Below are 20,164 nucleotides of genomic sequence, written 5' to 3' on the forward strand. Positions count from 1 at the left end.
TATGTCGCAAATAGAATTGCAGCCGGGTTTTGACTTTCAGAAAGCAGGCAAAGAGGTTCTGGAGATTGAACGTGAAGGTCTGGCGCAGTTAGATCAGTACATTAATCAGGATTTTAGTCTGGCATGTGAGAAGATGTTCTACTGTGCCGGTAAAGTCGTGGTGATGGGCATGGGCAAGTCCGGTCACATTGGGCGCAAAATGGCGGCAACGTTTGCCAGCACCGGAACCTCTTCCTTCTTTGTACACCCGGGGGAAGCCGCGCACGGCGATCTGGGCATGGTAACGCCGCAGGATATCGTCATCGCGCTATCGAACTCCGGTGAGTCTAATGAGATCCTGGCGCTGATCCCCGTGCTGAAGCGGCTGCGGGTTCCGCTTATTTGCATGACCAGCCGCCCGGAAAGTAGCATGGCGCGCGCGGCGGATATTCACCTGTGCGTGAAAGTGCCTAAAGAAGCCTGCCCGCTGGGTCTTGCTCCAACGTCCAGTACGACCGCTGCGCTGGTCATGGGCGATGCGCTTGCCGTTGCGTTGCTGGAAGCCCGCGGTTTTACGCCGGAAGATTTCGCGCTTTCCCACCCAGGCGGCGCGCTCGGGCGTAAGCTTCTGCTTCGGGTTAACGATATTATGCACACTGGCGATGAGATCCCTCACGTCAGTAAAGAGGCCTCCCTGCGCGATGCGCTGCTGGAGATCACCCGCAAGAATCTGGGTATGACGGTTGTGTGCGACGACCTGATGAAGATCCAGGGGATCTTCACCGATGGCGACCTGCGCCGCGTGTTCGACATGGGTGTTGATGTTCGCACGCTGGGCATCGCTGATGTGATGACGTCCGGCGGTATCCGTGTTCGTCCGGGTACGCTGGCGGTGGATGTGCTGAACCTGATGCAGTCCCGTCATATCACCTCAGTGATGGTTGCCGATGGCGACCAGTTGCTGGGTGTGGTACATATGCATGATCTGCTGCGCGCAGGCGTAGTGTAATGAAGGATAAGACAATGAGTAATGCGGGTGCATCCCTTGCAACCTGTTATGGTCCGGTCAGTACCCATATGATGGCAAAGGCGGAAAACATTCGCCTGCTCATCCTGGATGTGGATGGGGTACTCTCTGATGGCCTGATTTACATGGGCAATAATGGTGAAGAGCTGAAAGCGTTTAACGTTCGCGATGGCTACGGTATTCGTTGTGCGCTCACATCAGGCATCGACGTTGCTATCATCACCGGTCGGAAAGCTAAACTGGTAGAAGACCGTTGTGAAACGTTAGGCATTACCCATCTGTATCAGGGTCAGTCCGATAAGATGGCGGCGTTCAACGATTTACTGGGTAAACTGGCTGTCGCGCCGGAAAACGTGGCCTATGTCGGGGACGATCTGATTGACTGGCCGGTGATGGCTGAAGTCGGTCTGAGTGTCGCCGTGGCCGATGCGCATCCGCTGCTGATCCCGCGCGCTGACTATGTCACCCATATTAACGGTGGCCGTGGTGCCGTACGTGAAGTCTGCGATCTGCTTTTGCTGGCGCAGGGCAAGCTTGATGAGGCCAAAGGGCAATCGATATGAGTAAAACCAGACGTTGGGTTATCATTCTGCTTTCGCTTGTCGCACTGGTATTGATTGGCGTGAACCTTGCCGATCGCGACGATACGCAGACGGAAGTGGTCAATACGAGCGAGCCAACCTATAAAAGCGATCACAGTGACACCGTGGTCTACAGCCCGGAAGGTGCGCTGAACTATCGCCTGATTGCCCAGCATGTTGAATATTTTTCAGATGACGGTATTTCGTGGTTTACCCAGCCTGTCATGACCACGTTTGATAAAGACAAAGTGCCGACGTGGTCGATTAAATCTGACCGGGCAAAACTGACGAATGACCGTATGCTTTATCTGTATGGCCACGTTGAAGTCAACGCCCTGACCGCTGACTCACAACTGCGCAAAATCACGACGGATAATGCACAGATCAACCTCGTGACCCAGGACGTGACGTCGCAGGATCTGGTCACACTGTATGGCACAACATTTAATTCCAGCGGTTTAAGAATGCGCGGGAACTTACGCAGCAAAAACGCCGAGCTGATTGAAAAGGTTAGAACCTCCTATGAAATTCAAAACAAACAAACTCAGCCTTAAAGTAATTATCGCCAGTGCGATGCTGGCGACCAGTCTTCCCGCGCTTGCTGTAACGGGCGATACTGACCAGCCTATCCATATCGAGTCCGACACGCAGTCGCTTGATATGCAAGGCAATGTCGTTACCTTTACCGGTAACGTCGTCATGACCCAGGGCACCATTAAAATCAACGCCGACAAAGTGGTCGTTACCCGTCCCGGTGGCGAGCAAGGCAAAGAGATCATTGATGGCTATGGCAACCCGGCAACCTTCTACCAGATGCAGGATAACGGCAAACCCGTGAAAGGCCGCGCCACACATATGCACTATGAGCTGGCGAAGGACCTGGTCATCCTGACCGGTAACGCTTATCTGGAACAGCTGGACAGCAACATCACCGGCGACCAGATCACTTATCTGGTGAAAGAGCAAAAAATGCAGGCCTCCAGCGAGAAAGGCAAACGCGTAACCACCGTGCTGGTTCCGTCGCAGCTGCAGGACAAAGGTAAGGGTCAGGCCCCGGCACATAAGAAGAGTAACTAATTCGTTATGGCAACATTAACTGCAAAAAATCTCGCGAAGGCCTATAAGGGCCGCCGTGTCGTAGAAGATGTCAGTCTGACCGTCAACTCCGGCGAAATTGTAGGCCTGCTTGGCCCTAACGGTGCGGGCAAGACCACAACCTTCTACATGGTCGTTGGTATCGTGTCGCGCGATGCGGGCAACATCGTCATTGATGATGAAGATATCAGTCTTCTGCCGCTGCATGCGCGTGCGCGTCGCGGTATCGGCTATCTGCCGCAGGAAGCCTCCATTTTCCGCCGCCTGAGCGTCTTCGATAACCTGATGGCCGTCCTGCAAATTCGTGACGATCTGACCAGCGAACAGCGTCAGGACCGGGCTAACGAGCTGATGGAAGAGTTCCATATCGAACATCTGCGCGACAGCCTCGGTCAGGCGCTGTCCGGCGGTGAACGCCGTCGCGTTGAGATTGCGCGTGCGCTGGCTGCAAACCCGAAATTTATCCTTCTGGATGAACCGTTTGCAGGCGTTGACCCCATCTCCGTTATCGACATTAAACGTATCATTGAGCATCTGCGCGACAGCGGGCTTGGCGTACTGATCACTGACCATAACGTCCGTGAAACGCTGGCCGTGTGCGAACGCGCATACATCGTGAGCCAGGGCAATCTGATCGCCCACGGTACGCCGCAGCAGATCCTCGAAGATGATCATGTTAAGCGTGTCTACCTTGGGGAAGACTTCAGACTCTGATAGGGTAGAGGTAATGTAACGCCGAACCGGAGAAAAATGCTCTGAACATGAAGCAAGGTTTGCAATTACGGCTCAGCCAACAACTGGCGATGACGCCGCAGCTACAGCAGGCGATTCGCCTGTTGCAACTGTCCACCTTAGAACTCCAGCAGGAGCTCCAGCAAGCGCTGGATAGCAATCCGTTGCTGGAGCAAGCCGATCTTCATGAAGAGGTAGATACCCAGCAGTCGCAGGATACTGAAGCACTCGACACCGCCGATGCGCTCGAACAAAAAGAGATGCCGGACGAGCTTCCGCTGGATGCCAGCTGGGATGAAATCTACACCGCCGGAACCCCTTCCGGTACGCGTGCAGACTACCAGGACGATGAGCTACCGGTTTATCAGGGTGAAACTACCCAGTCACTGCAGGATTACCTGATGTGGCAGGTGGAACTTACCCCCTTCTCCGATACCGACCGCGCGATAGCGACATCCATTGTCGATGCCGTGGATGACACCGGTTATCTGACCGTCACGCTGGACGAAATTCTGGAAAGCATGGGTGACGAAGAGATTGAACTCGAGGAGATAGAAGCCGTTCTGAAGCGCATTCAGCGTTTCGATCCGGTTGGGGTGGCCGCAAAAGATCTGCGCGACTGCCTGCTTATCCAACTTTCTCAGTTCAGTAAAGAGACGCCATGGCTTGATGAAGCCCGCTTGATCATCAGCGACCATCTGGATCTTCTGGCCAATCACGATTTCCGCAGCCTGATGCGCGTCACGCGCCTGAAAGAAGAGGTGCTGAAAGAGGCGGTCAATCTGATTCAGTCCCTCGATCCGCGCCCCGGTCAGTCCATTCAGACCAGCGAACCCGAGTACGTCATCCCGGATGTGCTGGTCAGAAAACACAATGACCGCTGGGTCGTTGAACTGAACTCAGACAGCATCCCTCGCCTGCAAATCAACCAGCAGTATGCCTCCATGTGCACCAGCGTGCGTAACGACTCCGATAATCAATACATTCGTAGCAATTTGCAGGAAGCGCGATGGTTGATCAAAAGTCTGGAGAGCCGAAATGATACGCTGCTCCGCGTAAGCCGCTGTATTGTCGAACAGCAGCAGGCGTTCTTTGAGCAGGGCGAAGAGTATATGAAACCGATGGTGCTGGCGGATATCGCCCAGGCCGTCGAGATGCATGAATCAACCATTTCCCGCGTGACCACGCAGAAGTATCTGCACAGTCCACGCGGTATTTTTGAGCTTAAGTATTTCTTCTCCAGCCATGTGAATACCGAGGGCGGCGGTGAAGCGTCGTCAACGGCCATTCGCGCCCTGGTGAAGAAGTTGATCGCCGCGGAGAACCCCGCGAAGCCACTGAGCGACAGTAAGTTAACCACCATACTGTCCGACCAGGGTATTATGGTGGCACGCCGAACTGTTGCGAAGTATCGAGAGTCTTTATCCATTCCGCCGTCTAACCAGCGTAAACAGCTGGTCTGACACAACCGATAAGGAAGACACTATGCAGCTCAATATCACAGGACATAACGTCGAGATTACTGAGGCTTTACGTGATTTTGTGAATGCTAAATTCGCGAAACTCGAGCAGTATTTCGAAAGGATCAACCAGGTCTATGTTGTATTGAAAGTGGAGAAAGTGACTCATATCTCGGATGCGACCCTGCATGTCAACGGGGGTGAGCTCCATGCCAGTGCGGAAGGGCAAGACATGTACGCTGCTATCGACGGCTTGATTGATAAGCTTGCACGACAGCTCAATAAACATAAAGACAAACTGAAACAACACTAATTGTCCGGGCAGTTAACGGGTGCAGGAAGGCCTGTTGTGAAACACAACAGGCCGTTTGTACAGTTAGCGCTTAGGTGAAATTATGATGAACAACGATTCCGCTCTTCAACTGAGCAATGTCCTTAACCAGGAATGTACGCGCAGTGCTGTTCACTGCCAGAGCAAAAAACGTGCGCTGGAGATCATCAGTGAACTGGCCGCAAAACAGCTGGGCCTGCCGCCGCAGGTCGTGTTCGAAGCGATCCTGACCCGTGAAAAAATGGGCAGTACCGGCATCGGCAACGGCATCGCGATCCCGCACGGCAAACTGGAAGAGGACACCCTGCGTGCCGTCGGTGTGTTTGTGCAGCTGGAGACGCCTATCGCCTTCGATGCCATCGATAATCAGCCCGTCGATCTCCTCTTCGCGCTGCTGGTGCCTGCCGACCAGACGAAAACCCATTTGCATACGCTTTCGCTGGTCGCAAAACGCCTGGCCGATAAAACCATTTGCCGTCGACTGCGCGCAGCCCAAAGTGATGAAGAGCTATATCAAATTATCACTGAAGCAGAAGGCAATCAGGATGATGCATAACCAGGAGATGGCCTTCACATCTGTTGTCCTGAGGAGAAACGGAACATGGTGCTGATGATTGTCAGTGGCCGTTCAGGGTCCGGGAAATCCGTGGCCCTGCGCGCGCTGGAAGACATGGGGTTTTACTGCGTAGATAACCTGCCGGTCGTGCTGCTGCCCGACCTGGCACGCACGCTTGCGGAGAGGCAAATCTCTGCCGCCGTTAGTATCGACGTTCGTAACATGCCTGAATCGCCAGAAATTTTTGAACAGGCAATGAGCAACCTGCCTGATTCATTCTCGCCTCAGCTGCTGTTCCTCGATGCAGACCGCAATACTCTGATCCGTCGCTACAGCGATACCCGTCGTTTGCATCCGCTTTCCAGCAAGAACCTCTCGCTGGAAAGTGCTATCGACGAAGAGAGCGATCTGCTGGAACCGCTGCGTTCCCGTGCTGACCTGATTGTCGATACATCCGAAATGTCCGTGCATGAGCTGGCGGAAATGCTGCGTACCCGTTTACTGGGCAAACGCGAGCGTGAACTGACGATGGTGTTCGAGTCATTCGGCTTTAAGCACGGTATTCCTATCGATGCGGATTATGTTTTCGACGTGCGCTTCCTGCCGAATCCGCACTGGGATCCGAAGCTGCGTCCAATGACCGGTCTCGATAAACCCGTCGCGGCCTTCCTCGACAGACACACAGAAGTTCACAATTTTATCTACCAGACGCGAAGCTACCTTGAGCTATGGTTACCTATGCTGGAGACAAACAACCGTAGCTACCTGACCGTGGCGATTGGCTGTACCGGCGGTAAACATCGTTCGGTCTATATCGCCGAACAGCTGGCCGACTATTTCCGCTCACGCGGAAAGAACGTTCAGTCCCGTCATCGCACGCTGGAAAAACGTAAAACATGACCGTAAAACAAACCGTTGAGATCACCAATAAGCTGGGCATGCATGCGCGTCCGGCGATGAAACTGTTTGAGCTGATGCAGGGTTTCGATGCAGAAGTTCTGCTGCGTAACGATGAAGGTACCGAGGCGGAAGCGAACAGCGTAATTGCGCTGCTGATGCTGGACTCCGCCAAAGGCCGCCAGATTGAAGTAGAAGCTACCGGTCCACAGGAAGAGGAAGCGCTGGCGGCGGTGATTGCGCTGTTTAACGCCGGGTTTGACGAAGACTAACGCCTCTTTCATGGCGGGTAGCGCTACGCTTACCCGCCTTACATCAATTTATTTCTCGCCATAAACCCTTCCCCTCCCAGCTGCCGCATCTGGCGCATGATCCACGCCTGTCGGTTTCGCACATAGCCTGAGGGTGCATTGGCCTTAAAGCGAATTGGGTTAGGCAAGACCGCGGCCAACAGCGCAGCTTCAGAGAGGCTCAGCCGGCTGGCAGGTTTATTGAAATATCGCTGCGAGGCGGCTTCGACACCAAACACGCCATCACCAAACTCGGCAATGTTCAGATAGACCGTCAGAATACGTTTCTTGCTCCAGACAGTTTCCATCCCCAGGGTCAATCCGGCTTCCAGCCCTTTTCGCACCCAGCTGCGGCCATCCCACAAAAACAGGTTTTTGGCCGTCTGTTGTGACAGCGTCGATGCGCCGCGCACGCGGTTTTCATGGCGTTCATTATGGGCGAGCGCTTTCTCGATTGCCGCCACGTCAAACCCCCAGTGCTCCGGGAATTTCTGATCCTCCGCCGCTATCACCGCCAGTCCCATCCACGGGGAGATTTCATCTGTGCTCACCCAGTCAGAGTGGGCAACATAGCTGAAGTCACCGGTGAACCACGCGCTCAGCTGACGCTCAACCATCACGGCAGAAAACGGAACCGGCAGAATGCTGAATAATGCCAGTCCGCCGCCCCAGAACACCGCCAGCACCAGCACGGCACGCCAAAGAATACGTTTTACCCAGGCGCCTGCGGCGAATTGACGCCTCATTCAGTCAGCACCAGCACTCTGGCCACCAGCTTTTCAATGCCTGAAGCGGCTTCCGCGATAGTCTGCGCCAGCATATACGCGGGTGTGGTGACGATTTTATTGTCTTCATCCACCACAATGTCATCCACCGGACAAGGGATGTGCTCGCCCCCCATCTCCTCGATGATTTCCGCTGTATCAATATCGGTCCCGATGGTCAGGCGCAGCGGGAAATCAAAAATTGTCGGAAGCATGGCCGGAGCGATGCAGATAAAGCCCTGCGGTTTACCCGCCGCATGCATGGCCTGTGATAACGCTTTTAAATGCGGATCAACCTGACACCCGGCGCCTTGCGTGGCAAACGTGCTGAGGTTTTTAGCCGCCCCAAACCCGCCCGGCACAATTAACGCATCAAGCTCTGCGGCGTCCGCCTGAATCAGAGGATGAATTTCGCCACGCGCAATACGCGCGGCTTCAATCAGGACGTTACGGGTTTCTGCCATCGGCTCCCCGGTCAGATGATTAATGACATCAGCCTGATTTTTGTCTGGCGCGAAGCAAATGACTTCAGCCCCCTCTCTTGCCAGGGCCAGCAATGTGATGACGGCTTCGTGTATCTCAGAACCATCGTAAACGCCACATCCGCTCAGTACGACACCAATCTTTTTCATCATGACGATCCTTCTCTGCAACTCGCTGAAGCACATAATTAATTTTGATTAAAACGCTATGCTTCACACATTTCACTGATTCCTGTAACAAACCATTTAAGATTTGCTATCTTATTTGCGTGCGGCCTAAATTTTCAGGCGGCGTCCATACGAAAACAACACAAAAAAACAGGCGCAGCCACAATTTCCCTGGTGTTGGCGCAGTATTCGCGCACCCCGGTTAAGCCGGGGTCATTTTTTTCTGGCGTCCACCCAGGCTTTAAGCACCGCCACATCGTTCTGCCACTCTTGTTTCATCTCTTCAACCCAATCACCTACGTTATCTTCCCAGGCAGGTAAATCAGGTGACTGAATCTGTTGTCCCAGCTGCTGCAGGTGACGTAAGCCGACCGAGCCGGCCGCACCTTTGATTTTATGCCCTTCTTCCACAATGCCTTTCTGATCCCGCGCTGTCAGATTTGATTCCAGCACGCTCAGATAGCCCGGCATCATTTTTTCAAATACCGCCAGACCGTCGGTAATCAGTTTTGGACCAACCAGATCGATGTACTGCTCCAGCATCGCGGTATCGAGTATCGTTTGGGCTTTCGCGCTATCCACAGACGTCATGGTGTTCTCCTCTTCATCATGGGTATCCCAGAACTTCTTGATCATGGCGGTCAGGGCAGGCACCGCCAGCGGCTTGCTAAGTACATCATCCATACCGGCATCGAGGTACTCTTTTTTATCTTTCAGCACGTTCGCCGTCAACGCCACCAGCGGCGGCAGTTCGTCGGCAGCGTACTGGCTCGTCAGTTCACGGGAAATATCCAGCCCGGTCATGTCCGGCAACTGAATATCCAGCAGAACGAGATCATATTCACCCGGCTTAAACATCTCCAGCGCGGCTTTACCGGTCATCGCCACATCCACGCTGTTGCCCAGTTTTTCCAGGACAGAGCGTGCGACAATTACGTTAAGCTCAATATCTTCCACCAGCAGGACATGCAGCGCGGGCAGCGGCATATCGTCGTTTTCGAAGGTATCTTCCACCTCTTCCGCCACCGCCGGCGCGTGCACCGTCAGCGTGAAGGTTGAGCCTTTGCCCGGATGGCTGGCGACGGTAATATCACCGCCCATGCTCTTCGCAAGGCGTTTAGACACCGCCAGACCAATTCCCGTGCCGGTAGCGGGCTTGCCGCCGTTGCTGTCCTTCACCTGATAGTACATCGCAAAGATTTTGTCCTGCTCTTCCTGCGGAATACCAATGCCGGAGTCTTCCACCTCAAAGTGCAGCATGTCGCCCTGGTCGTAGCGAATACGTACCGAGACCTGCCCCTTCTGGGTAAATTTGACCGCATTGCTGATAAGGTTCCACAGGATCTGGCGCAGACGCGTGCCGTCGGTAACCACCTTGTGCGGCAGCGGCAGCGTGGGATCCATGACAAAGCTCAGCCCCTTCTGTTGCGCCTGCAAGCCAGACAGGTTTTCCAGATCGGCAAGGAAACCGGTGAAATCAACCGGCTGGTTATCAAGCTGCACTTTGCGGCGTTCCATCTTATCCATATCGATAATATCGTTGAAGATATTCCCCAGCGTAACCGCTGAGACATGGATGGTTTTAAGGTATTTTTCCTGTTCTGCGGTGAGATCGGTGTCCAGCAGAATGCGGCTCAGGCCGACAATTCCGTTAAGTGGCGTACGCAGTTCATGGCTGATGGTGGAGATGAAGGTGGTTTTATCGCGGCTGGCACGTTCAAGGGCATCCTGATAGCGCTTACGCTCGGTGATATCGCGGCCAAACCCCATCAGACCGTGGCGTTTCCCCACGCGGTCGTAGTACGGCACCTTACGGATCTCAAAGCAGGCTTTGCGCCCGTCCGGGTAATCCAGCCACTGTTCATAGGTCAGCGAAACGTTATGACGAAACACTTTTTCGTCCGTCTCCATCACTTTGGCGGCCGCCTCTTCGGAGTATACGTCCTGCGGCTTCAGGTGAATCAGCTGCTTCTCACTCTTCCCGGTCAGCAGTTCCATCGCCCGGTTACAGCCGGAAAACTCTTTATCTTCATTACGGTAGAAAACCAGATCCGGTGATGCATCAAGGAACGAGCGCAGGAAAGAGGATTGCTGCTCAAGCTGGATCTGCGTCACCTCGCGCTCTTTCATTTCGATTTTCAGCTGCTCCAGCGTCGCCTGGCGCTCAGCCTCCGCCTTCTCACGATCCGAAATCTCCTGGTTCAGTTGGGCGATATTATCCTTTAGCTGAACGTTGAGCTTCAGATCGCGATCGCGCATCTCTTCCAGTTTATCGACCAGTTTTGACAGGCGCTGTCGGGACTCCTCCAGTTGTTCAACCACCACGGAGAGGAAATAGACCGCCCAGGGTGTAATCAGCAAGCCAAAGAAGATGGAGCGGATCACGTCGATACTCTCGACCTGACCGTGCAGAACCATGGTTACGGCCATCTGCACGACAATGGCCAGAACGACCAGCGCCAGTGCCAGCAGCATGGAGAAACGCACCAGCCCAAGCTTCATCATCAGATCGACGTAGTACTGGGCCAGCATTCGAATTTGCTTCATAGAGGATCCCTTCACGACTTTATCGCTCAATAATACTCAAATTCGCGGCGGGGCGTTGAAGGTTGTGAGAAAAAGTGCGGAGTGAAACAGGAGATTAGCCTCGCTTCCGGTTCTCCGGAAGCGAGGAGAGGTCTGTCAGGAGCGTTTCAGCATCAGCCAGAGGCTGATCAGGAAGAAGCTGGCGCTCGGCAGCAGCGCGCCGATAACAGGCGGAATACCATAAACCAGCGTCAGCGGGCCGAAGATCTGATCGAGAACGTAGAACACAAAGCCGAAGCTGATCCCGGTCACCACGCGCACGCCCATCGGCACGCTACGCAACGGGCCAAAGATAAACGACAGTGCCATCAGCATCATCACCGCCACGGACAACGGCTGAAAGATTTTGCTCCACATGTTGAGCTGATAACGTCCGGCGTCCTGTCCGCTCGACTTCAGGTATTTCACGTAGTTGTGCAAACCACTGATGGAGAGAGCGTCAGGATCCAGCGCCACCACGCCGAGTTTGTCGGGCGTGAGTTTGGTTTTCCACATGCCCGACACCGTCTGAGAGCCGGAGATCTGTTTTGGATCGGTCAGGTCTGACTCATCCACCTGCGACAACCGCCACTGCTTATGCTCGGCGTCAAACTTGGCCGAAGAGGCGTGACGCACGGAGAGCAAACGACGATCGTTATTGAAGGTGTAAATACTCACGCCCCCCAGTTCGTCATCGCCCTTCACACGTTCGATATAGACGAAGCTGTCACCATCTTTTGCCCACAACCCTTGCTGCGTTGAGAGCAGTGAGCCACCGTACATCGCCTGCGCACGATAGTTACGCGCCATCTGCTCACCCTGCGGTGCCACCCACTCGCCAATTGCCATGGTCAACAGCACCAGCGGGATCGCGGTTTTCATCACCGACAGCGCAACCTGCATACGGGTGAAGCCCGAAGCCTGCATAACAACCAATTCACTGCGCTGTGCCAGCATCCCTAAGCCCAACAGCGCACCCAGCAAGGCCGCCATCGGGAAGAAGATCTGCACATCTTTTGGCACGCTGAGCAGGGTATACATGCCCGCACCCAGCGCGTCATAGCTCCCCTGCCCGGCTTTTTTCAACTGATCGACAAATTTGATAATGCCGGAGAGCGACACCAGCATGAACAACGTCATCATGATGGTGGAAAAAATAGTTTTACCGATATAGCGGTCAAGAACGCCAAACGCCTGCATTAGAGGGCTCCTTTACGCGAGAAGCGGGCACGAATGCGGCGCACAGGCACCGTATCCCACAGGTTGAGTCCCACCGCCAGCAGCAGATACAGACCATTGACCACCCAGGTCCAGACGAACGGGTCAATTTTACCCTTACCACCGTTAGACTTAATTGAGGTCTGCAACAGGAAGAACACCAGGTACAGCAGCATGGCTGGCAACATTGACAGCACGCGTCCCTGACGTGGGTTAACCACACTCAGCGGAACGACCATCAGAGCCATCATAAATACGGCGAATACCAGCGTGATACGCCAGTGCAGTTCGGCACGCGCACGGTTGTTGTCCGTATTGAACAGGGTACGCATATCCATTTGCTCGGTATCACTTGGATCGAGCGCCACGGTCTGGTGACCAATAATGGCCTGGTAGTTCTGGAAATCGGTGATGCGGAAATCGCGCAGCATCGCAGTGCCTTCGAAGCGCGTGCCTTTATTCAGCGTCACTACCTGAGAGCCATCTTTACGCTGTGACAGTTGACCCGAATCGGCCACCACGACGGAAGGACGGGCATTCCCTTTGGTGCGGAGCTGCGCAAGGAACACATCGTTAAAGCGGCTGCCATCCACGCTCTCGATAAAGAGAACAGAATTCCCGTCAGTCGCCTGCTGGAACTGGCCCTGCGCCAGTGCGGCCATACCCGGGTTTGCTTTGGCTTCTGCCAGCACTTCATCCTGGTGACGGGAAGACGTTGGGCCCGCCCACATCACATTCACCGCCGCAACAATACCTGTGAAAAGCGCCAGAACCATAGCGGCTTTCACCAGTACGGCTTTACTCAAGCCGCAGGCGTGCATCACGGTGATTTCACTCTCGGTATAAAGCTTGCCGAGCGTCATGAGCAGACCGAGGAAAAGACTTAGCGGCAGGATAAGCTGCGCCATTTCCGGGATCCCTAAACCAAGCAGGGAAAGCACCAGATTCGTAGGAATTTCGCCGTCAACGGCCGCACCGAGGATCCTGACCAGCTTCTGACAGAAAAAAATCAGCAGCAGGATGAAGAGGATCGCCAGCTGGCTTTTGAGCGTCTCCCGCACCAGATATCTTATGATTATCACTTTAAATACGCCCGTAAAAACCCGTCTCTTTGCTGGAAAATCGCTTGTTTCATGGCTTAAACGTCATTTATTCTCTTGAGTCGTCGAAATCATCGCTAAGATTAAAACATCCGGCGGATTCACGCTTCAGGACTTTTTCTGACGTGTCGAAACCGTAGTAACGTAAGATTAACACGAAGTCACCACAACAGCGGACATGAGTTACGAAAGGTTTCAATTCTATCTGTAGCAGCCGCTGTTGTCTTTAAGATTCAGGAGCGTAGTGCATGGAGTTCAGTGTAAAAAGCGGTAGCCCGGAGAAACAGCGGAGTGCCTGCATCGTTGTGGGCGTCTTTGAACCACGCCGACTCTCCCCGATCGCCGAGCAACTCGATAAGATCAGTGATGGCTACATCAGCGCCCTGCTGCGCCGTGGCGAACTGGAAGGCAAACCTGGGCAGACGCTGTTACTGCACCATGTTCCAAACGTACTGTCTGAACGTATTCTGCTGATTGGCTGCGGTAAAGAGCGCGAGCTGGATGAACGTCAGTATAAGCAGGTTATTCAGAAAACGATTAATACGCTGAATGATACCGGCTCAATGGAAGCCGTTTGCTTCCTGACCGAGCTGCACGTCAAAGGCCGTAACACCTACTGGAAAGTGCGTCAGGCGGTCGAAACGGCAAAAGAGAGCCTGTACAGCTTCGACCAGCTGAAAACCAACAAAAGCGAGCCACGTCGTCCGCTGCGTAAAATGGTCTTTAACGTACCGACCCGTCGCGAGCTGACCAGCGGTGAACGTGCTATCCAGCACGGTCTGGCAATTGCTGCCGGGATTAAAGCCGCAAAAGATCTGGGCAATATGCCGCCTAACATCTGTAACGCAGCGTATCTGGCCTCTCAGGCACGTCAGCTGGCTGACGCCTACAGTAAGAATGTCATCACCCGCGTCATCGGCGAACAGCAGATGAAAGAGCTGGGAATGCACTCCTATCTGGCAGTCGGCAACGGCTCCCAGAATGAGTCGCTGATGTCGGTTATCGAGTACAAAGGTAACCCGTCTGAAGATGCGCGTCCGATTGTGCTGGTTGGTAAGGGTCTGACCTTCGATTCCGGCGGTATCTCCATCAAGCCTGCCGAAGGCATGGACGAGATGAAGTACGACATGTGTGGCGCAGCAGCAGTGTATGGCGTGATGCGTATGGTGGCGGAACTTCAGCTGCCGATAAACGTCATTGGCGTGCTGGCGGGCTGTGAAAACATGCCTGGCGGTCGTGCGTACCGTCCGGGTGACGTTCTGACGACCATGTCCGGCCAGACCGTTGAAGTGCTGAACACCGACGCCGAAGGCCGTCTGGTGCTGTGCGACGTGCTGACCTACGTTGAGCGCTTCGAGCCTGAAGCGGTCATTGACGTGGCCACGCTGACCGGTGCCTGTGTGATTGCGCTGGGCCATCACATCACCGGGCTGATGTCGAACCACAATCCTCTGGCGCACGAGCTGATTGGCGCGTCCGAACAGGCCGGTGACCGCGCATGGCGTCTGCCGCTGGGTGACGAGTACCAGGAACAGCTGGAGTCTAATTTCGCCGATATGGCGAACATCGGCGGTCGTCCTGGCGGGGCAATTACTGCGGGCTGCTTCCTGGCGCGCTTTACCCGTAAGTACAACTGGGCGCATCTGGATATCGCAGGTACCGCCTGGCGTTCCGGTAAGGCCAAAGGCGCAACCGGTCGTCCGGTCGCGTTACTGTCGCAGTTCCTGCTCAATCGTGCGGGTTTTAACGGCGAAGAGTAATTGCCGTCAGATGCCCGGTAGCGCTACGCTTACCGGGCCTACGGAAAGATGCCGTTTGTAGGCCGGGTCAGCCCGGCCTTACATTTAAATCCACAACAAGAAGCCCCATATATGAAGAATGCAACGTTCTACCTTCTGGACAACGACACCCATCAGGACGGCCTCAGCGCAGTTGAACAGCTGGTGTGTGAAATTGCCGCAGAACGTTGGCGCGCAGGTAAACGCGTTCTGATTGCCTGCGAAGATGAGCAGCAGGCCATCCGCCTTGACGAAGCACTCTGGGCACGCCCGCCGGAGAGTTTTGTCCCGCATAATCTGTCTGGCGAAGGCCCTCGTGGCGGCGCACCGGTAGAGATTGCCTGGCCGCAAAAGCGCAACAGCAGCGCGCGCGATATTCTGATTAGCCTGCGGATAGATTTTGCAGATTTTGCCACCGCTTTCACAGAAGTGGTAGACTTTGTCCCTTACGAAGAATCTTTGAAACAACTGGCGCGCGAACGCTATAAAGCGTACCGCCTGGCTGGTTTTAACCTGAATACGGCAACCTGGAAATAATGGAAAAGACATATAACCCACGCGATATCGAACAGCCGCTTTACGAGCACTGGGAACAGCAGGGCTATTTCAAGCCTAACGGCGATGAAAGCAAAGAGTCCTTCTGCATCATGATCCCACCGCCGAACGTCACCGGCAGTTTGCATATGGGTCATGCCTTCCAGCAGACCATCATGGATACCATGATCCGCTACCAGCGCATGCAGGGCAAAAACACCCTGTGGCAGGCGGGAACTGACCACGCGGGTATCGCGACCCAGATGGTGGTTGAGCGTAAAATTGCCGCTGAAGAAGGTAAAACCCGCCACGACTACGGTCGCGACGCGTTCATCGATAAAATCTGGCAGTGGAAAGCAGAATCCGGCGGTACCATCACCCGTCAGATGCGCCGTCTTGGCAACTCCGTGGACTGGGAGCGCGAGCGCTTCACCATGGACGAAGGTCTTTCCAACGCCGTTAAAGAAGTGTTTGTCCGTCTGTACAAAGAAGACCTGATTTACCGTGGCAAGCGCCTGGTAAACTGGGACCCTAAACTGCGCACCGCTATCTCCGACCTGGAAGTGGAAAACCGTGAGTCTAAAGGTTCCATGTGGCATATCCGCTATCCGCTGGCCGACGGCGCTAAAACGGCAGACGGTAAAGATTACCTGGTGGTAGCGACCACCCGTCCGGAAACCCTGCTGGGCGATACCGGCGTGGCCGTTAACCCGGAAGATCCGCGTTATAAAGATCTGATTGGCAAATTCGTGGTGCTGCCGCTGGTTAACCGCCGCATTCCCGTTGTGGGCGATGAACACGCCGACATGGAAAAAGGTACCGGCTGTGTGAAAATCACCCCGGCACACGACTTCAACGACTACGAAGTGGGTCGTCGTCACGCCCTGCCAATGATCAACATTCTGACGTTCGACGGTGATATCCGTGAAAGCGCGGAAGTGTATGACACCAAAGGTAACGAATCCGACGTTTACTCCAGCGACATTCCGGCTGAATTCCAGAAAATGGAACGTTTTGCCGCGCGTAAAGCGATTGTCGCTGCAGTGGATGCACTCGGCCTTCTGGAAGAGATCAAACCTCACGATCTGACCGTGCCGTACGGTGACCGTGGGGGTGTTGTTATCGAGCCAATGCTGACCGACCAGTGGTACGTGCGCGCCGACGTGCTGGCGAAACCGGCTGTTGAAGCGGTCGAGAACGGCGACATCCAGTTCGTGCCGAAGCAGTATGAAAACATGTACTTCTCCTGGATGCGTGATATTCAGGACTGGTGTATCTCCCGTCAGCTGTGGTGGGGCCACCGTATCCCGGCCTGGTACGACAGCGAAGGCAACGTCTATGTTGGCCGCAGCGAAGATGAAGTTCGTCAGGAAAACAACCTGAGTGCCGATGTCGCCCTGCGTCAGGACGAAGACGTACTGGACACCTGGTTCTCCTCCGCACTGTGGACCTTCTCCACGCTGGGCTGGCCGGAGAACACCGACGCGCTGCGTCAGTTCCACCCAACCAGCGTGATGGTGTCCGGCTTCGACATCATCTTCTTCTGGATCGCCCGCATGATCATGATGACCATGCACTTCATCAAAGATGAAAACGGCAAGCCACAGGTTCCGTTCCATACCGTCTACATGACCGGTCTGATTCGTGACGACGAAGGCCAGAAGATGTCCAAGTCCAAGGGTAACGTTATCGACCCGCTGGACATGGTTGACGGTATCTCCCTCGAAGAGCTGCTGGAAAAACGTACCGGCAACATGATGCAACCGCAGCTGGCGGAGAAGATCCGCAAGCGTACTGAGAAACAGTTCCCGAATGGGATCGAACCTCACGGTACTGATGCCCTGCGTTTCACTCTGGCGGCACTGGCTTCAACCGGTCGTGACATCAACTGGGACATGAAGCGCCTGGAAGGTTACCGTAACTTCTGTAACAAGCTGTGGAACGCCAGCCGCTTCGTGCTGATGAACACCGAAGATCAGGATTGCGGCTTCAACGGCGGCGAGATGACCCTGTCTCTGGCCGATCGCTGGATCCTGGCAGAGTTCAACCAGACGGTAAAAGCCTTCCGCGAAGCGCTGGACAGCTACCGCTTCGATATCGCGGCGGGCATTCTGTATGAATTCACCTGGAACCAGTTCTGTGACTGGTACCTTGAGCTGGCAAAACCGGTAATGAACGGCGGTTCTGAAGCGGAACTGCGCGGTACGCGCAACACGCTGATTACCGTTCTCGAAGGTCTGCTGCGTCTGGCGCACCCGATTATTCCATTCATCACCGAAACCATCTGGCAGCGTGTGAAAGTGATTGCCGGCATCAACGCCGACACCATCATGCTGCAGCCGTTCCCGGAATTCGATGCAGCGAAGGTCGATGAAGCGGCGTCAGCCGATACCGAATGGCTGAAACAGGCGATCGTGGCGGTACGTAATATCCGTGCCGAAATGAACATCGCCCCGGGTAAACCTCTGGAGCTGCTGCTGCGCGGTTGCAGTGAGGCTGCTGTTCGCCGTGTCACCGAGAACAACACCTTCCTGAAAACCATGGCGCGTCTGGAAAGCATCACCGTGCTGCCTGCGGATGACAAAGGTCCGGTATCCGTGACCAAAATCATCGACGGCGCCGAGCTGCTGATCCCGATGGCAGGTCTTATCGACAAAGACGCTGAGTTGGCTCGTCTGGCAAAAGAAGTGGCTAAGGTCGATGTGGAAATTGGCAAAATCGAAAGCAAACTGGCGAACGAAGGCTTTGTTGCCCGCGCGCCGGAAGCGGTTATCGCGAAAGAGCGTGAGCGTCTGGTTGCCTTCGCCGATGCTAAGACCAAACTGATCGAGCAGCAGGCGGTTATTGCAGCCCTGTAATGCTTTTACCCCTTACGCTTCAGGGCGTAAGGGGTATCCTTCCTGAAAACTCCTCGCTTGCGCTCCCTTTACTGCGGTGCTATTAACAGCAGTTGTGTGTCAATTTTTGTAATGAGTAAGACTATGAGCGTGATTACCCCCGTCGCGACGACGATGCGTCGGATCACTGAGCAGGACAACCCGGCTATTGCCGCCGTTATCCGAACGGTTTCCGCTGAGTATGGCCTGACCGCCGACAAAGGCTATACCGTTGCCGACCCGAATCTGGATGAGCTGTTTCAGCTGTACAGCCAGCCGGGCTACGCCTATTGGGTTATTGAGCAGAACGGCCAGGTGGTGGGCGGCGGTGGCGTGGCGCCTTTAAGCTGCAGCGAGCCGGATATCTGCGAACTGCAAAAAATGTATTTTCTGCCGTCGGTACGCGGGCAAGGGCTGGCGAAAAAGCTGGCGCTTATCGCCCTTGAACATGCGCGTACTCAGGGTTTTAAACGCTGTTACCTGGAAACAACCGCCTTCCTCAAAGAGGCCATTGGCCTGTATGAACATCTGGGCTTTACGCATATTGATGCGCCGCTGGGCTGTACCGGCCACGTCGATTGCGAAGTCAGGATGCTGAAAACTCTGTAAAGGGCATTCCTGCCCTCTTCTGTTAAGCGACCGTAAACTGAATGCTCTACACTCTCAGTTCACACCATAACGGGGGAAACACGATGTCGAAGATAAAAAGCTACGCCGCACCGCAGGCGGGTGCAGAACTTGAGCTGTACGAATACGATGCGGGCGACCTAAAAGCAGAAGACGTCGAAGTGCAGGTTGATTACTGCGGGATCTGCCACTCCGATCTCTCCATGATCGACAATGAATGGGGCTTCTCACAGTATCCACTGATTGCCGGCCACGAAGTCATTGGCCGCGTTGTGGCGCTCGGTAGCGCCGCACAGGACAAAGGGCTGAAGGTCGGCCAGCGCGTGGGTATTGGCTGGACGGCGCGCAGCTGTGGTCACTGCGATGCCTGTATCAGCGGTAACCAAATCAACTGCCTCGAAGGCGCAGTCCCTACCATTCTGAACAAAGGCGGTTTCGCCGATAAACTGCGTGCCGACTGGCAATGGGTTATTCCCCTGCCGGACAGCATTGATATCGAATCTGCCGGTCCGCTGCTGTGCGGCGGTATCACCGTATTCAAACCGCTGCTGATGCATCATGTCACCGCCACCAGCCGTGTGGGTGTCATCGGGATTGGTGGTCTGGGCCATATCGCAATCAAACTGCTGCATGCGATGGGTTGTGAAGTCACGGCGTTTAGCTCGAACCCGGCCAAAGAGAAAGAAGTGCTGGCGATGGGGGCGGATAAGGTAGTCAACAGCCGCGATCCGCAAGCGCTCAAATCGCTGGCAGGTCAGTTTGATCTGATCATCAATACCGTTAACGTCGATCTCGACTGGCAACCGTACTTTGAAGCGCTGGCCCACGGCGGTAACTTCCACACCGTCGGTGCAGTGATGAAACCGCTGCCGGTGCCTGCGTTTACGCTGATCGGGGGGGATCGCAGCGTCTCCGGTTCAGCAACCGGTACGCCGTTCGAATTGCGCAAACTGATGAAGTTTGCCGGACGCACTAAAGTGGCGCCCACCACCGAACTGTATCCGATGTCTAAGATCAACGAAGCTATCCAGCATGTACGTGACGGTAAAGCCCGTTATCGCGTGGTGTTGAAAGCGGATTTTTGATGTGAACGCGCGGGGTGCG

At 54.7% G+C, this 20,164-nt stretch carries 20 protein-coding genes; 15 read left to right on the plus strand and 5 right to left on the minus strand.

Annotated features, from left to right (window positions below):
* Window position 1 precedes the first annotated feature (1 nt).
* The 10 genes from kdsD to npr all read left to right on the plus strand — a co-directional run bounded on the left by kdsD (window position 2) and on the right by npr (window position 6,930).
* A complete protein-coding gene (gene kdsD / locus ACMVME_RS16590) occupies window positions 2-988 on the plus strand; it encodes an arabinose-5-phosphate isomerase KdsD (RefSeq protein ID WP_020883527.1) in 987 nt (328 codons plus the stop codon).
* 14 nt (window positions 989-1,002) lie between these two features.
* On the plus strand, window positions 1,003-1,569 hold the full coding sequence (gene kdsC, locus ACMVME_RS16595) for a 3-deoxy-manno-octulosonate-8-phosphatase KdsC (RefSeq protein ID WP_068795053.1): 567 nt from the start codon (window positions 1,003-1,005) through the stop codon (window positions 1,567-1,569).
* Window positions 1,566-2,141 carry an LPS export ABC transporter periplasmic protein LptC gene (lptC, locus tag ACMVME_RS16600; protein WP_014171814.1) on the plus strand — a complete coding sequence of 192 codons (576 nt, stop codon included), beginning with the start codon at window positions 1,566-1,568 and terminating at the stop codon, window positions 2,139-2,141. Before kdsC ends, lptC begins: the two co-directional genes overlap by 4 nt.
* Window positions 2,110-2,664, plus strand: coding sequence for a lipopolysaccharide ABC transporter substrate-binding protein LptA (gene lptA / locus ACMVME_RS16605; RefSeq protein ID WP_068795054.1), 555 nt, complete (start codon window positions 2,110-2,112; stop codon window positions 2,662-2,664). The genes lptC and lptA overlap by 32 nt, the downstream gene beginning before the upstream one ends.
* 6 nt (window positions 2,665-2,670) lie before the next feature.
* Complete coding sequence (gene lptB, locus ACMVME_RS16610; RefSeq protein ID WP_014171816.1) at window positions 2,671-3,396, plus strand: LPS export ABC transporter ATP-binding protein; 726 nt, start codon at window positions 2,671-2,673, stop codon at window positions 3,394-3,396.
* Between the two features lie 47 nt (window positions 3,397-3,443).
* On the plus strand, window positions 3,444-4,877 hold the full coding sequence (gene rpoN, locus ACMVME_RS16615) for an RNA polymerase factor sigma-54 (protein WP_014171817.1): 1,434 nt from the start codon (window positions 3,444-3,446) through the stop codon (window positions 4,875-4,877).
* A 22-nt stretch (window positions 4,878-4,899) separates the two neighbouring features.
* Window positions 4,900-5,187: a ribosome hibernation promoting factor gene (gene hpf / locus ACMVME_RS16620; RefSeq protein ID WP_014171818.1), complete on the plus strand. Its 288-nt coding sequence runs from the start codon at window positions 4,900-4,902 to the stop codon at window positions 5,185-5,187.
* 82 nt (window positions 5,188-5,269) lie between these two features.
* A complete protein-coding gene (gene ptsN, locus ACMVME_RS16625; protein WP_014171819.1) occupies window positions 5,270-5,761 on the plus strand; it encodes a PTS IIA-like nitrogen regulatory protein PtsN in 492 nt (163 codons plus the stop codon).
* Window positions 5,762-5,806: 45 nt separating this feature from the next.
* The gene (rapZ, locus tag ACMVME_RS16630) at window positions 5,807-6,661 is read left to right on the plus strand and encodes an RNase adapter RapZ (protein WP_014171820.1); all 855 of its coding nucleotides are present in this window, start codon (window positions 5,807-5,809) and stop codon (window positions 6,659-6,661) included.
* Window positions 6,658-6,930 (plus strand): PTS phosphocarrier protein NPr, encoded by a 273-nt coding sequence (npr, locus tag ACMVME_RS16635; protein ID WP_003861872.1) that lies wholly within the window; start codon window positions 6,658-6,660, stop codon window positions 6,928-6,930. Before rapZ ends, npr begins: the two co-directional genes overlap by 4 nt.
* 38 nt (window positions 6,931-6,968) lie before the next feature.
* On the opposite strand, the gene mtgA is transcribed toward npr, so the two are convergent.
* From mtgA to lptF, 5 genes are all read right to left on the minus strand, one after another.
* Window positions 6,969-7,694, minus strand: coding sequence for a monofunctional biosynthetic peptidoglycan transglycosylase (mtgA, locus tag ACMVME_RS16640; protein WP_025202922.1), 726 nt, complete (start codon window positions 7,692-7,694; stop codon window positions 6,969-6,971).
* Window positions 7,691-8,344 (minus strand): isoprenoid biosynthesis glyoxalase ElbB, encoded by a 654-nt coding sequence (gene elbB, locus ACMVME_RS16645; protein WP_032670144.1) that lies wholly within the window; start codon window positions 8,342-8,344, stop codon window positions 7,691-7,693. The genes mtgA and elbB overlap by 4 nt, the downstream gene beginning before the upstream one ends.
* A 231-nt stretch (window positions 8,345-8,575) precedes the next feature.
* Window positions 8,576-10,909, minus strand: coding sequence for an aerobic respiration two-component sensor histidine kinase ArcB (arcB, locus tag ACMVME_RS16650; RefSeq protein ID WP_032679053.1), 2,334 nt, complete (start codon window positions 10,907-10,909; stop codon window positions 8,576-8,578).
* A gap of 135 nt (window positions 10,910-11,044) precedes the next feature.
* Window positions 11,045-12,127: an LPS export ABC transporter permease LptG gene (gene lptG / locus ACMVME_RS16655; RefSeq protein ID WP_014171824.1), complete on the minus strand. Its 1,083-nt coding sequence runs from the start codon at window positions 12,125-12,127 to the stop codon at window positions 11,045-11,047.
* The gene (gene lptF, locus ACMVME_RS16660) at window positions 12,127-13,227 is read right to left on the minus strand and encodes an LPS export ABC transporter permease LptF (protein WP_014171825.1); all 1,101 of its coding nucleotides are present in this window, start codon (window positions 13,225-13,227) and stop codon (window positions 12,127-12,129) included. The genes lptG and lptF overlap by 1 nt, the downstream gene beginning before the upstream one ends.
* Before the next feature lie 266 nt (window positions 13,228-13,493).
* On the opposite strand from lptF, the gene pepA reads away from it, so the two are divergent.
* From pepA to ahr, 5 genes are all read left to right on the plus strand, one after another.
* Window positions 13,494-15,005, plus strand: a complete 1,512-nt coding sequence (gene pepA, locus ACMVME_RS16665) for a leucyl aminopeptidase (protein WP_014171826.1) — start codon at window positions 13,494-13,496, stop codon at window positions 15,003-15,005.
* A 111-nt stretch (window positions 15,006-15,116) separates the two neighbouring features.
* Window positions 15,117-15,560, plus strand: a complete 444-nt coding sequence (gene holC / locus ACMVME_RS16670; protein WP_008502815.1) for a DNA polymerase III subunit chi — start codon at window positions 15,117-15,119, stop codon at window positions 15,558-15,560.
* Entirely contained in the window at window positions 15,560-18,415 is a 2,856-nt protein-coding gene (locus ACMVME_RS16675; protein WP_020883522.1) for a valine--tRNA ligase, read from the plus strand. The genes holC and ACMVME_RS16675 overlap by 1 nt, the downstream gene beginning before the upstream one ends.
* A gap of 123 nt (window positions 18,416-18,538) precedes the next feature.
* On the plus strand, window positions 18,539-19,042 hold the full coding sequence (locus ACMVME_RS16680; RefSeq protein ID WP_020883521.1) for a GNAT family N-acetyltransferase: 504 nt from the start codon (window positions 18,539-18,541) through the stop codon (window positions 19,040-19,042).
* 83 nt (window positions 19,043-19,125) lie between these two features.
* Window positions 19,126-20,145: an NADPH-dependent aldehyde reductase Ahr gene (ahr, locus tag ACMVME_RS16685; RefSeq protein WP_020883520.1), complete on the plus strand. Its 1,020-nt coding sequence runs from the start codon at window positions 19,126-19,128 to the stop codon at window positions 20,143-20,145.
* Window positions 20,146-20,164: the final 19 nt, after the last annotated feature.

The organism is Enterobacter cloacae complex sp. 2024EL-00711, assembly GCF_047529885.1.
Lineage (GTDB): Bacteria > Pseudomonadota > Gammaproteobacteria > Enterobacterales > Enterobacteriaceae > Enterobacter > Enterobacter ludwigii.